This window comes from Eubacterium sp. AF19-12LB, assembly GCF_003479125.1.
In the GTDB taxonomy this organism is placed as follows: domain Bacteria; phylum Bacillota; class Clostridia; order Lachnospirales; family Lachnospiraceae; genus Eubacterium_U; species Eubacterium_U album.
Genome location: NZ_QUGP01000003.1, coordinates 294,579 through 308,297 on the forward strand (window position 1 = coordinate 294,579; position 13,719 = coordinate 308,297).

Consider the following 13,719-nt stretch of genomic DNA (forward strand, 5'->3'; position numbering starts at 1 on the left):
TGGGAATTATGAATTATCCTTTTGAAAATGATACCAGTGCAGTAATTAAAAAATTAGCACGAAAAAGTGTGCGTTTTGATAAGAAGAAAAACTTATTTTGCCTTTCGGCAATTATTGTAGCCGTTGCTATGATAATGATGTCGTTGCTCACAGTGCAAAATATCATTTATCAAAATCAGAAAGAAATCGAAGGATTACATCAAGGGATTTTCTTTGACATTACGCAGGACAGTAAAGAAAAGTTGTTAGCAAACGAAGAAGTAAAAAGTGTAGGACTTTCCTGTAATATCAAAACAGTGAAAGAAAATTCTAAAGAACTGTCTCTGATTTATTATGATGATGACATGCTTAGTTTGATTCCTGCCTTTGACGGAAAATATCCAGAGAAAGCAAGTGAAATTGCTGTTACAGATGCCTTTTTTGCCAGTGAAAATAAGTCTCCGGAAATCAACGCCATAGTTCAGTTGAATCTGGATGGTACTTTGAAGAATTATACTATTGTTGGTATTTATCATGATAAAACTTCTACCGCTTATCCTGTTTTTGTTTCACTTGAAAAATGCCGGGAATTACGTGGAAATAACCTGCTTAATGGATATGTTTGGCTTGAAAATGCAGATACCCTTACAAAAGACGAAGCAACAGAAATATTATCTCAAATTTCAGAGGAGACTGGACTGAATAATTGGACAGTCAGCAGTTACTATGATTATGTAAATACAACTTTGTCCTTCAGTAATTATGCGGTATATGGTGTAGTTGCTGCCATTTTGTTTTTAGCTGCCGCACTTGTAATTTACAGCATTTTCTATATTTCGGTTGGACAAAAAGTTGCTGAGTTCGGACAGCTTCGGACAATAGGGGCAAGTAAAAAGCAAATTTATAAAATAGTTCTTAAACAGGGTTATATGCTTGCAGTTCCGGGGATTTTAATTGGTAGTATCATGGGAACGATCATCAGCTATTGTCTGCAATCAAAAGGCTGGTCAGTATTTGCATTTATTGTTTCTCTATGTGGCGCATGCCTTTTTGGAATACTGCTTGTTTATATTAGTGTTCGTAAACCAGCAAAAATTGCAGCGAATACTTCTCCAATTTCCGCCCTGAAAAATCCAGTGGGAATTGTAAATTACCGCACTCACAAAAGACATCGTATTACGCCTGTATATTTAGCGAAAATCAGCTTTTCCAGAAACAGAAAAAAATCTCTATTGACCATTTTATCATTGGGACTGTGCGGAGTTATATTTTTCCTTGCAGCAAGTTATCAGAGTTCTTTTAATGCCGAGAGTATGGCTCGTTATTGGGATATGAAGTACGGAGATTTCAAAATCAGCATTGATTTAGAAAACGAAAGTGAAAATTTGGATGCTCTCTTGCAGAAAGAATATTTTTCTGATTATGTAAAGCGTGTTGGAGATATAGAGGGAGTTAGCAATATATTTACTTATGCTACCGTACCAGTTGATTTCTCAACAGACAATGATATTTCAGATAGCACCTTGATGCTCGGCTATAATGAAAAGGATTTGGCGTCGCTAAATGCAGCGGTTTTGTCTGGAAATATTACTGATGATACAGAATTAGTTGTAAGTGATCCCGAACGTATTTATGATGTTTACCATTGGAAACCTCAAATTGGGGATACTGTGACCTTTAATTTCAAAAATCATAGTGGTAAAACAATAACAAAAGCATTCAAAATTGGTGCAATCACTTCCAGCAATGATGGAATGGGTGGCTATATTTTCAGAATGCCGGAAAATATGCTCAAAGAACTTGCAGGTTATGACTGTACATACGCAATCGAAATACAAGCAGAAGCTGAATATCAGGAGATAATCGAGCAAGAACTCAAATTACTCGTTTCTGACAATAGGGATGTTCGCTTACAAACCCTTCAAGATTTTATTGTAGAACACCAATCAGACAATCGTGCAGGTTTTACATTAGCTTATGCGATTGCAGCCATCTTGTGGATATTTGCGGTCATCAATCAAATCAATCTTACTGTGACAAATCTTTTATCACAGAAACAGGAAATGGGCACACTAAAATCTATTGGTATGACAAATAAGCAGTTGAAGCAAGCATTTATGATGGAAGGTCTTTTTACTACTTTGATTGCATTGCTTATAACTGCTGTTGTTGGAATCCCCGGCGGATATGCAATCGGTATATTTTTGAAAAATGCAGGCATGTCTACGGGATTTGTATTTCCGGTTGTTGCTTTTACTCTTTTTGCTGTTGCTATGTTTATGCTTGAAAGTTTGATGACAATATTGCTTATTCATTCATGGAAGAAGCAATCTGTTATTGCAATAATGCGAAATTGATGATAGAAAGCTTTTCATATCTCGGTCAGCTCCACAATTACATTACTCTGCTGATACAGCCAGTCCGTAAATTCTTTCGGGCTGGCTGTTCCTGTTTTTACAGCCTTTTTTCTCTGTAATACTTCTTTTCATACAGTAAATTTTCACTAGGCTGGTATGGAGTAATTTTACTGTCTATACAGTAAGTTGAAAATACTAATATGGTCTTTTTTCTAACCAAACTTTAAGATAACATCTAATTCCAACATATGCGCCCTGCGAAAGTACGAAAAGCAATAGAAGATTTACTGACAGTACTTTTTTGATTGATTCTCCAAAATAAATGACAATAGCAACACTTGTCAGTATCATTAGTAGAGTAATAACATCCCAACAGTTTTTCTTATATAATTCTATAACCTTTATTTCTATCAGTATCGCCAGCATCCCTGTTCCTGCCATACATATTCCTACAATCAATATTAGCAATAACCAATATACCATTCCGGCTATAAAAGCATTTGGAATTTTTGTACTAATCTGTGCCGCAGAATGCCCGGCATCAATCGTCCATCCGACAAAGGTTTGTATGAATGATGCTAAATCATTGAAGAATGATTTACAATCGACAAGGAACATATCTGACTGTACTGCCTGAAAAAGAGTGGTTGTCAATGAATACCATGCAAGAAGGAACAAGGTTGTTTGGAACATTACCGTTTTTGCTTTATACTGTCCTGCAAGTCGCTCTTTTTGTGTTTCGTATTTTGCTTTTGCATTCTGATAGGCTGTCCGGTTACAGGCTTCACATTTTTCATAGAGTACCGGCTTTTCTACCGGTATTTCTACGATTTTCTGATGTGTCCGGGCATAATCCCGTTCCTGTGTTAAATAGCATATTTTATCTTGACATTCCTCTATCATGACGTTTGCGCTTCGCAACTTCTCTTTCTCGATCCGCAATGCTCTGTCTGCCAGCTTCAAGTCGTTCTTTAATGCTTGAATATTCCCGACTCTGTTCTCTTTGTTTAATTTCTCGTTCAAGGTCAGAGATTCGCTGAGCTGCGTCTTCAGTTCCACGATAAGCTGTTCTTTCTGTTCTAGTTCTTCTTGTATCTCCTCGGTCAAGAGCAGAAGTTCTTCCAACTGTTCGGCGTTCTTTGATTCTCTGGATTCGTTCATCTATATCACGTCCTTTCTCTATCTGCTGTTCCAGTTCAGCAATTCGGTGTTCTGTTTCAGTAATAAACTGTTTTCGCTGTTCAGCTTCTGTGCCAATTTCTGCCATTGCTGATTTTCGTTTTCCAAAAGCTCTATCTTCGTTTTCTGTTCTTCCATCTTGGAAAGCAGTTCCTCGGTATTTGGCAAAATGTTGAGCAGCTCGGATAACTCGTTGTTTAATTTTTGTAATTTCTGATTCTGTTTTTGCATAAGAGAGAGTTGAGTGTCCCGGTTCTGCATTTCCAGAATCATTTCTGCCATTAGGTTCTGCTGTTCTTCGATTTGCCCAATCATGGATTCCATTAAGGGTATAATTTCCCGGCTTTCTTCTAATGTCATTTAATCGCTCCTTCCATAATGATAATGCACCCGATACTTTCCCAAAGGTGTTTAGTATCTTTTGCAATAACGTGTTTTGTTGTTTTATGATTTGATTTTCCGCTACTTTCCACGAGCCTTTTATTTCCTGCCCGGCAAAAAACTTTTGTTCAATCTTTCTTGCGTCAGCTCCTTCATGGATGGTAGGAATCTGGAGTTTTCCCTGCTTTTCATAAGAACGGTGATCAACTTGATTATGCAAAGGCAGATGTTCATTACATACCTTTGCCCATTCACTCCGCCACAGTTCACAATTTTTTGGATTGTTCCATCCAGTAGCATCGGTCAGCACCCGTTTCCATTGCAGGCGGTTTCTTGCTCCAATCTTCTGAATTCCGTTTTCGTCTAATACAGGGATACGGATTCCATGACGGTCAGGGTTTTTCTTATCCTGCCACCAGTTCGGATGGGATTCATCAATCACGATATTTCCGTTTTTATCTCTGACAAAATCCCAATCCTTGACTTCTTTCTTTCCCCAAGAATGATCCGGGTTAAAAGGACGCATAGTTAGAAGCAGATGGACATGGGGGTTGCCATCCCCTTTGTCGTGGATACTCCAATCAGCGCACATTCCTCTATCTACAAAAGTTTTTTGGATATAGTCGGTTGTATATTGAATTTGTTCCTGTCTGCTCCATTCTTTGGGGAGGGCAAATTCAAATGACCTGCCAAGTTGGGCATCTGCATTTTTTTCAATCTTCAATACCTCATTCCATAACCTCTGTTTCTGAAATGTGATTTTGAATTTTTTTAAAGCAGCTTCTTTATCTTCTGACCTTTTGTATCGGACAGATTTTTGAAAGCGTTTTATATTTTCTTCTGGTACTATCTGCCATTCAGGAGGTGCGTTTTCGCACATCATCAGCCGGGTGTAGACCACTTCTTTTTTAGAAGTGTAATAACTGATTCTCCCTGTTTCCTCGTTTTTCATCACATCCCCATTGAGATATGCGGAAGCGGAGATAACAGATTTCCCTTTACTTCGTCCGACTATTTTGATTGTGTAATGAAAAATCGCCATGTCTGGATTCCTCCTTTCTGACGTATCCGGCATAGATTTCCGGCAACATTGCTTTCAGTTTTAGAAAAAGCAGCATTGCCGGAACTCCCTCTGCGTAAGAGTGCCCTGCGCATAGCAGCCTGCATGGAATGCGCCTCTCTGGCGAAGAGTGCCTCCTGCGGCATGAGCAGGTCTGGCTGAAAGCCCCGCCGACGGAACGAGCCCGGCAAGCGTGAGCGCAGACCGGTTGACACTTGTGGCAAACTTATTGGGACGACCTCTGGTTGTCCATAAGTGCGCCCTTCATGAAAAAGCAATGAAGGGAATGAAAAACTCATCCCCTCTGCCATTACACTTCCTCCATATCGGTATTGGTTTCTTTCTGCATTGCTTTTGAGAAAAATCTCCCATTGGCTTCCTGCCTTTTCAGAAAAACAATCAGCTTTGGGATGTCTTCTTCCTCAATAGGAGCACCAAGAACGGATTCCACCGCACCGCCAATCTGACAGAGCCTATGGGTTCGTTTTTTACTTTCCTCGGTTTTCTTTCGTTTCAGAAGTTCTTTCTTCTGTGCTGCATATCGTTTTGCTTTTTCAAGGCTTTCCTGTTCCCTTTTTTCCATTTCAAGCATTCGTTCTTCATAACTTTTTGTTGATTTTGCCATGATTACATTCCCCTTTCTTTTGCAAACATAAGTTCTCGGTTGCGTATCAGAAGAAGCACATGGTATAATCTTCTTGCGTGTAGGTATATCATGGCTTCGGTCTGATAGAACCTTTGGCGGTTTCTTTGGAAGCCGCCTTTTTAATTTGCCGCAGTTCTTGTTACGGCTTTTACATTTCCTCTATCCCTCAAATCACGACCTTCATTCGCTTCCATAAACATTTCCAGAATATCGGTTTTAATCAGGACTTTGCGACCAACCTTTAATACTGGAAGTTTCTTCCATTCTACAAGCTGTCTTAAGGTATTTCTGCCGATTCCCGTATAATCAGCAGCTTCTTCGATGGATAATGCAATTTTTCTTTGCGTCATATAATCACCTCCTTATAAATTGCATTATGCAATTCTTGCGATGTAAGTATATCCTTTCCAAATCTTTTTGTCAAGCGTTACGAAATATTAAAAATAATTTTTATATTGCATATTGCAATTTCAGAAAAACAATGCTATAATTCATACATACCGAAAAAGGAGGCAGTCAGCATGAAAGATAAAGAACTACGCAAGCTGATAGGCAGCAGAATAAAACAGCGCCGTCTGGAATTGAATCTGACACAGCCTTATGTCGCAGAAAAGATGGGTGTTACCGCTTCTACAATCCTGCGTTATGAGAATGGTTCGATTGACAATACGAAAAAAATGGTGCTGGAAGGTCTTTCGGAAGCACTCCATGTATCTGTGGAATGGCTCAAAGGGGAAACAGATGAATATGAAACCGACATTACGGATAAGAGAGAATTACAGATTCGTGATGCGATGGGAGATATTCTGGAACAGTTACCGCTTGCCCTTACCAAAGAAGAAGATGCTTTTTCAAAAGATTTATTACTGCTGATGTTAAAACAATATGGTCTGTTTTTGGATTCCTTCCAGTTCGCCTGCAAAAACTTCAAGGGAAATGCTGGTCAGACGGATATTGCCAAAACAATAGGGTTTGAATCGAATGATGAATATAATGAGATTATGTTCTTAAGGGAAATCACTCACACCATCAATGCTTTTAATGAGATGGCAGACATCGTAAGGCTCTATTCCAAGAAACCCAAAACAGCAGAGCAAAGGCTTGCAAATCTTTTATCAGAAGTCTTATACGAAGATTCCGAATCGGTATAGTAAGACAGCCGGAGTTATGATATACTTACACGCACGAAGCATTTCATCAGTTCCGATTGTCTAATATCGAAAGGAGACATACGATTATGGCAAAAGGATCTGTAAGAAAAAAAGGAAAGAAATGGTACTACCGCTTCTATGTAGAGGACGCAAGCGGCAATCTTGTTCAGAAAGAATGCGTTGGAACAGAAAGCAAAAGTGGAACTGAAAAACTGCTCCGTCAGGCAATGGATGATTATGAGAAAAAGAAATTTGTTGCCAAAGCGGAAAATCTCACAGTCGGACAACTTTTGGATGTGTGGGCAGAGCAGGAATTAAAAACAGGTACGCTCAGCAATGGTACTGTGGAGAATTACCTCGGAACAATCCGAAATATTAAGAAACATCCGCTGGCAGAACGGAAATTAAAAAATGTAACCTCTGAGCATTTGCAATCCTTTTTTGATTTGCTTTCCTTCGGGGGAGTTCATCCCGACGGAAAAGAGAGAAAGGGTTACAGCAAAGATTACATCCATTCTTTTTCCGCAGTCATGCAGCAGTCCTTCCGCTTTGCAGTATTTCCAAAACAGTATATTACGTTTAATCCCATGCAGTATATTAAACTGCGGTATCAGACGGATGAAGTTGATTTGTTTTCAGACGAGGACATGGACGGAAATATCCAACCAATTTCACGAGAAGATTATGAAAGATTGCTTGCTTATCTGAAAAAAAAGAACCCAGCCGCAATACTTCCAATCCAGATAGCCTATTATGCCGGGCTTCGTATTGGAGAAGCCTGCGGTTTGGCGTGGCAGGACGTAAATCTGGAAGAACAATGCCTTACCATAAGACGTAGCATCCGATACGATGGCTCAAAGCGCAAATATATCATCGGACCAACCAAGCGGAAAAAAGTGAGGATTGTTGATTTTGGAGATACGCTGGTAGAGATTTTCCGTAATGCCCGGAAAGAGCAGTTAAAAAATCGAATGCAGTACGGAGAACTTTATCACACGAACTACTACAAAGCGGTCAAAGAGAAAAACAGAGTGTACTACGAGTATTATTGCTTAGACAGAACAGAGGAAGTCCCGGCAGATTATAAAGAAATTTCTTTCGTCTGTTTAAGACCGGATGGTTGTCTGGAACTTCCAACTACTTTGGGGACTGTTTGCAGAAAGGTGGCAAAAACATTAGAGGGATTTGAAGGCTTTCATTTCCACCAGTTACGTCACACCTATACAAGCAACCTTTTAGCAAATGGAGCTGCCCCAAAAGATGTGCAGGAACTGTTAGGACACTCAGATGTAAGTACCACAATGAATGTCTATGCTCACTCCACAAGAGATGCTAAACGAAAATCGGTTAGGCTTCTTGATAAAGTGGTAGGCAATGATTAAAAAAATTCCCTTATTTCCCTTGTGATTATCTCATAAGGGTAAAAATAAGGGAAACTACATATCATTTCACTAATGGACAGGCGGGAAAGCCTATAAAATGGGGAAAGTTAGAGAGATAATTATATAAATTCCAGTTTGGAGAATTGAAAAAAACGGAATTTACCTATTAAGACATATAAACTCTTGACAATAAAGCTCCTATATAGTATGTTCTTGATAAACTACTATATAGGAGCTTTTGTATGGAAATGAATGGAGGATTTCTTGTCACCAAAATAAAACAGCTTGGAGACCGGATTTTCGAGAAGATTCTCAGTGAAAAGAATATTGATGCGTTTAATGGAGCCCAGGGGCGTATTCTTTATGTGCTGTGGCAGAAGGATGGTATTTCAATCAGGTCACTCTCGACTAAATGCGGATTAGCGATAACATCTCTTACTACGATGCTGGAAAGAATGGAAAAACAAGGGCTGATAAGCCGTGTTCAGTCTGAAACGGACAAAAGGAAGACACTCCTGTTTCTGACTGAGAAAGCACATGCCTTAAAGGGCGAGTACGATTCTGTATCTGATGAGATGGGCAGTATTTACTACAAAGGTTTTTCAGAGGAAGAAATTACCCGGTTTGAGGAATGCCTCGACCGCATCAGAAAGAATCTTGAGGAGTGGCAGAAGTCATGAGTATTTGTATCAAAAATCAGATTCAGAACATGAATATCGTCATTGGCTGCACAGTGGGGTGTGCATATTGCTATGCCCGCAACAACGTGAAACGCTGGCATATGATTGATGACTTCGCTGACCCTGAATTCTTTCCGGGTAAGCTCAAGATGATGGAAAAGAAACGTCCGCAGAACTTTCTTCTTACCGGCATGAGCGATCTCTCCGGATGGAAGCCGGAATGGAGAGACGAGGTATTTGCAAAGATCCGTGAAAATCCACAGCATCAGTTCCTGTTCCTTACCAAGCGACCTGATTTGCTGGATTTTGATACCGATCTGGAAAACGCATGGTTTGGCGTTACGGTGACGAGGAAAGCAGAACTGTGGCGTATCGACGCCCTTCGGAAAAACGTCAGAGCAAAACATTACCATGTTACCTTTGAGCCGTTATTCGATGATCCCGGCACAGTTGACCTTTCCGGAATCAATTGGATCGTTGTCGGCACCATGACCGGAGCTCAGAACAGGAAGATTCATACGGAGCCGGAATGGGCATGGTCTCTGACGGACCAGGCACATAAGCTCGGCATTCCGGTGTTTATGAAGGAAGACCTTGTCCCTATCATAGGGGATGAAAATATGATTCAGGAAATGCCGGAAGAATTTAATAAAGTATTAGAGGTACAGAAATCATGGAAGAAGTAATGAATGGAATCCTCATTCGTGAGGTGGAAACAAAGAACATCATGACTAAGTCTAGTCTGCCGGTAGGCGGTTACTCGGTCAATCCCTATGTGGGCTGTACACATGCCTGCAAGTATTGCTATGCTTCTTTTATGAAGCGCTTTACCGGGCACAAGGAGGAATGGGGCACTTTCCTTGATGTGAAGCATTGGCCAGAAATTAAAAATCCGAAGAAATATGCCGGACAGCGGGTGGTCATCGGTTCTGTGACAGATGGCTACAATCCACAGGAGGAGCAATTCGGGAATACCAGAAAACTTCTGGAGCAGCTGATCGGCAGTGACGCAGATATTCTGATCTGCACAAAGTCGGATCTTGTGGTACGGGATATTGATCTGTTGAAGAAGCTTGGACGTGTAACCGTTTCATGGTCGATCAACACACTAGATGAAAATTTCAAGAACGATATGGATTCTGCTTCGAGCATTGAGCACCGTATCGCTGCTATGAAGCAGGTATATGAGGCAGGTATCCGTACAGTCTGTTTCGTATCCCCGGTATTCCCCGGTATCACGGATTTTGAAGCAATCTTTGAGCGGGTAAAGGATCAGTGCGATCTGTTCTGGCTCGAAAATCTCAATCTTCGAGGCGGTTTCAAAAAGATAATTATGGATTATATCGCCGGAAAATATCCTGATCTTGTACCACTTTACGACGAGATCTATAACAAGCATAACCGCAGCTACTTTGAAGCACTTGAAGTAAAAGCTGAGAAAATGGCTAAGAAGTATGATTGTGCCTTTGTGGATAATGAAATGCCTTATGGCAGAGTCCCGCAGGGACATCCAGTGATCGTAGATTATTTCTATCATGAGGAAATCCGTGGGACAGAGAATACCGGAAAAAGAAATCGCTAACTTCCAGTTTAGGAGGTAAATTTCTTGGACAGAGTAATATTGAACGACCTTAATTTTGAAAACAGAAATGAGGCTCTAAATTTTTTGAAAAGTTTATGGAAATATGAAAAGTCGGAATGCCCAATATGTGGCAGTAAACTGGAATTACTACATAAAAAGGCTAAAAAGAATAATTGTGACTGGCAGTGTAAGAGTTGTAATAAGATATATAAAACAATTTATTTATTGGATGAAATTAATAAAAAGATGTCGGATTGATAACTTTATATTTGAATAAATTATTATTTTATTTCAACAATTGTAGATATGTAAAAGCAAATGAAGTTTCTTGATGAATGGATTAGTTAATATATAAATTTATAATGCTTTAGGTTGGGATAGGTTCCAACCTTTTTCGTTTGCATTAATTTCCCACAAAAAAAATCAACTATGTAAAAACTAATAATTAGACAACTAATAGTAGAATATAGCTATAGAGTTCAAAATCAAATCATAATGGTAAGGACTATATATATTTGGTAAAACATTAATATCAATAATTAGTTGAGAGATTCAAGAAAATGTTTATGTTATTAAAAAACAAAATTTGAGATAATGGTTCCAACAAGAACAAGGAGGAAATGTATCATGGATAACAAATCAATGGCCGTAGAGATTGGACAAAGATGTAGGCGCTTTAGAAATGCATTAGGAATAAGTCAACATAAACTTGCAGATATGGTTGGAACAACTCCTCAGAATATTTCTAAGTATGAGAAAGAGGGGATACATGACATAGATATTATCAGATATCTATCAAGTGCATTAGGTCATGATCTTATGACGGATGAAGTAGATGAAGAAGGAAGCATTGGAGAAATCGGAAAAGAAATACTTACTATATTGGTTGAAAGTAAGAAATTATTTTTAGATGAAGGTGGAAAAGTAGAGGCATCAAAGCTGTTAGATGGAAGTTTATTATTTGGACTGCCTCAAGAACGCGTCATAAAAGAAATTTTCAAACTAGAAAAAATAGGATTATGTGTTAGAGAACAGTATATTGATTTTTATAATAAGGAACATGATGTTATTTTTATAACCGCAAAAGGTGTTATAACATTAAAGCATATAGGTGGTTTAAAAAACGAGGTGGAAGATTATAAAAATGTTAAAACATATGAAATGGTGTGTGAAGGACATGGAAGTTATCAAGCATATATAGATAGTGAGCCAGCAGAGAAAATAATTAGAAATTTATCTGTTAAAAATGGATTTAGAGTTAATTACATTTGCTTCTTGAAGAAAGCATATGATGCACAAAATGATTTTTTGGGATATTTAAAAAACTATTACATAGGAAAAACAGCATATGTTGATATAGTTTTTAGCATGATAATGGAAATCACAAGAGAAAAAGCTGATTATATGATTAAATTGTTTGATGAAAATTGTTCTGAAGAAGTGCAAGCAGAATTTGATTATTTATGTGATCAAGTCTATGAAGGACAATATAATAATCTTATATACGAATTAAAAAAATATATAGATTATGATATGCTGGATATGCATATGGATTGTGATGAATGGTTAGATGAAATAAATTGTAATGAAGATACATCTGAAAAATATGAAAAAATACAAAAAAATATACAGGCTGATGCCGAATTGGAACATTTAATAAATAATTCAGTGAATCATTTGACAGAAACATTTACTTCAAAATTAGAAGAGCATGGAGGAGAAAATCCACTGTATTGGTATTCTAAAGATGAAATAGAAACATTTATAAAAAAGAATATTCTTGGGGCAAATTCAGAATATGAAGAAGAAATAGAACAACAGTTGTTGAGAATTAACGAAATGGTGCCGAATCTTGTTTCAGCATATTTTGATTTTCCGACAGAATGGGAAGAAAATGGTTTGGCAGATTTAGTGAGAAATTTATATAAAGTAAGCAAATAGAGGAGGAAAATAGTTATGTTAGGAAAAGATGGAAGATTATATGATTCAGATTTTGATTTTGATGGCGATGGCGAACTTGATGGATATGAGTCTGCAGTAATGGATGATGTTATTTTTGGAGATGGCGCAGATTCAGAGGAAAATTATGAGATGGAGGATGAATTAGAGGAAGCTGGATTGGATTCTTTAGAACTGGAATGTATGGACGAAGACGAAAGAAGAGAAGCAATAGAAGATGCAGGATTTGATCCGGATGATTATAATTTTGATTAATATTAAGGCATATAGGACAAGTAGATATAAAAGATAAGGGAGAATAAAAGAATGAAGTACGAGATAATACGGCACATTTCTAAAATAAAGGAATGGAATTCGGTAAGTATACAGTTTAATGAGGTGAAATGGTATAATGGAAAACCTAAATACGATTTGCGCAAATGGGAAGATGGAGAGCCTAAAAAAGGTATTACATTGGAACGTGAAGATTTAGAAACATTATACATTGCACTAGGAAGAGAATTAGGTTATGAACAGCACGATAAAAAAGAGACAGAAGAAATTCCTTTTATAAATAATAGTGTTGAGGAAAATGTGGAAGAACTTATGGATTATAGAAATTTTATAGTTTATGGTGCATATGAAGATTGCATGAAAAAAGGACATAACTGCCAGGACATTACGGTTATAGTACCATATTATTATAATGGAAAGGTTAAGGAAATTAAGCTACCTGCAAGAAAATGTAAAACTTGTAAAAAGTATTATATTTCAAATTATCAATATAATACTTTAATGAAAAAAGGAAGAATTTTATGCCAGATTGTATCAAAAAAAGAATATGAAGAATATTCCAAAGAACAAGAGGCTGGAGGATTGAGTGAACAATCAATTCTTAAAATAGTTGGATATACAGTAAATTCAAATGACGATTATTCAGATGATTATAGACATAACGTTTTGAAATATGCAATAGCTGAGGAGATATTTACAAAAGAAAAAGCAATTAGACATATTAGTTGGCTAATAAAACTTAATGAAAATAAGTCAAATATGGAGGAATCAGTAAAAAAGTGGAGAAGTGATAGAGATTACTTAAGAGGTTATAATGAAAAAAAGCCATTATATGGAGTACATAAATTTATTTGCAACTAAAAATATAATTACTCTGAAACTATTTGAAATTTCATTGTGAAGTCAAATCTATAAGGTTGGGACCCCGGGTCCCAACCTTTTCTATTACCCATCATTTCAAAATTTCAACCAATATATGGTGTTTTCTTCTAATTTCCATCCACGTCAGAATTCGACATTCAAACACCCCAATAGTAAAATATAACCATAGAGTTTGAAAGGAACAAACCTTTAAATCTTTAAATTTAAA

14 protein-coding genes are annotated in these 13,719 nt (G+C 37.6%); 9 read left to right on the forward strand and 5 right to left on the reverse strand.

All coding sequences use genetic code 11. From position 1 onward, the window contains the following. Window positions 1-8 precede the first annotated feature (8 nt). Window positions 9-2,336, forward strand: coding sequence for an FtsX-like permease family protein (locus DWX29_RS04475; protein ID WP_006859032.1), 2,328 nt, complete (start codon window positions 9-11; stop codon window positions 2,334-2,336). Window positions 2,337-2,531: 195 nt separating this feature from the next. Here DWX29_RS04475 and DWX29_RS04480 read toward each other — a convergent pair whose 3' ends face one another. The 5 genes from DWX29_RS04480 to DWX29_RS04500 form a co-directional block, all read right to left on the reverse strand. After that, complete coding sequence (locus tag DWX29_RS04480) at window positions 2,532-3,239, reverse strand: DUF6040 family protein (protein ID WP_008394183.1); 708 nt, start codon at window positions 3,237-3,239, stop codon at window positions 2,532-2,534. Continuing rightward, complete coding sequence (locus DWX29_RS04485) at window positions 3,217-4,938, reverse strand: MobA/MobL family protein (RefSeq protein WP_118350641.1); 1,722 nt, start codon at window positions 4,936-4,938, stop codon at window positions 3,217-3,219. Before DWX29_RS04485 ends, DWX29_RS04480 begins: the two co-directional genes overlap by 23 nt. Next, complete coding sequence (locus DWX29_RS04490) at window positions 4,908-5,267, reverse strand: hypothetical protein (protein WP_015515801.1); 360 nt, start codon at window positions 5,265-5,267, stop codon at window positions 4,908-4,910. The genes DWX29_RS04485 and DWX29_RS04490 overlap by 31 nt, the downstream gene beginning before the upstream one ends. Further along, entirely contained in the window at window positions 5,267-5,581 is a 315-nt protein-coding gene (locus DWX29_RS04495; protein ID WP_015515802.1) for a hypothetical protein, read from the reverse strand. Before DWX29_RS04495 ends, DWX29_RS04490 begins: the two co-directional genes overlap by 1 nt. Before the next feature lie 140 nt (window positions 5,582-5,721). Continuing rightward, window positions 5,722-5,952 carry a helix-turn-helix domain-containing protein gene (locus DWX29_RS04500; RefSeq protein WP_004843519.1) on the reverse strand — a complete coding sequence of 77 codons (231 nt, stop codon included), beginning with the start codon at window positions 5,950-5,952 and terminating at the stop codon, window positions 5,722-5,724. 171 nt (window positions 5,953-6,123) lie between these two features. Here DWX29_RS04500 and DWX29_RS04505 point away from each other — a divergent pair, with 171 nt between their 5' ends. From DWX29_RS04505 to DWX29_RS04545, 8 genes are all read left to right on the forward strand, one after another. Then, the gene (locus DWX29_RS04505) at window positions 6,124-6,753 is read left to right on the forward strand and encodes a helix-turn-helix transcriptional regulator (protein ID WP_118350640.1); all 630 of its coding nucleotides are present in this window, start codon (window positions 6,124-6,126) and stop codon (window positions 6,751-6,753) included. An 86-nt stretch (window positions 6,754-6,839) separates the two neighbouring features. Next, window positions 6,840-8,135, forward strand: a complete 1,296-nt coding sequence (locus DWX29_RS04510; RefSeq protein WP_118350638.1) for a tyrosine-type recombinase/integrase — start codon at window positions 6,840-6,842, stop codon at window positions 8,133-8,135. A 242-nt stretch (window positions 8,136-8,377) separates the two neighbouring features. Then, window positions 8,378-8,815 carry a radical SAM mobile pair system MarR family transcriptional regulator gene (locus tag DWX29_RS04515; protein WP_117676378.1) on the forward strand — a complete coding sequence of 146 codons (438 nt, stop codon included), beginning with the start codon at window positions 8,378-8,380 and terminating at the stop codon, window positions 8,813-8,815. Then, window positions 8,812-9,501: a radical SAM mobile pair protein A gene (locus tag DWX29_RS04520; protein WP_118565255.1), complete on the forward strand. Its 690-nt coding sequence runs from the start codon at window positions 8,812-8,814 to the stop codon at window positions 9,499-9,501. Before DWX29_RS04515 ends, DWX29_RS04520 begins: the two co-directional genes overlap by 4 nt. Beyond that, window positions 9,489-10,397, forward strand: a complete 909-nt coding sequence (locus DWX29_RS04525; RefSeq protein ID WP_117854893.1) for a radical SAM mobile pair protein B — start codon at window positions 9,489-9,491, stop codon at window positions 10,395-10,397. Before DWX29_RS04520 ends, DWX29_RS04525 begins: the two co-directional genes overlap by 13 nt. A gap of 627 nt (window positions 10,398-11,024) precedes the next feature. Next, window positions 11,025-12,338, forward strand: a complete 1,314-nt coding sequence (locus tag DWX29_RS04535; protein WP_158574500.1) for a helix-turn-helix transcriptional regulator — start codon at window positions 11,025-11,027, stop codon at window positions 12,336-12,338. A gap of 15 nt (window positions 12,339-12,353) precedes the next feature. Continuing rightward, on the forward strand, window positions 12,354-12,611 hold the full coding sequence (locus DWX29_RS04540) for a uroporphyrin-III methyltransferase (protein WP_118565258.1): 258 nt from the start codon (window positions 12,354-12,356) through the stop codon (window positions 12,609-12,611). 51 nt (window positions 12,612-12,662) lie between these two features. Further along, the gene (locus DWX29_RS04545) at window positions 12,663-13,490 is read left to right on the forward strand and encodes a PC4/YdbC family ssDNA-binding protein (RefSeq protein WP_118565259.1); all 828 of its coding nucleotides are present in this window, start codon (window positions 12,663-12,665) and stop codon (window positions 13,488-13,490) included. The last annotated feature ends 229 nt before the right edge of the window (window positions 13,491-13,719 follow it).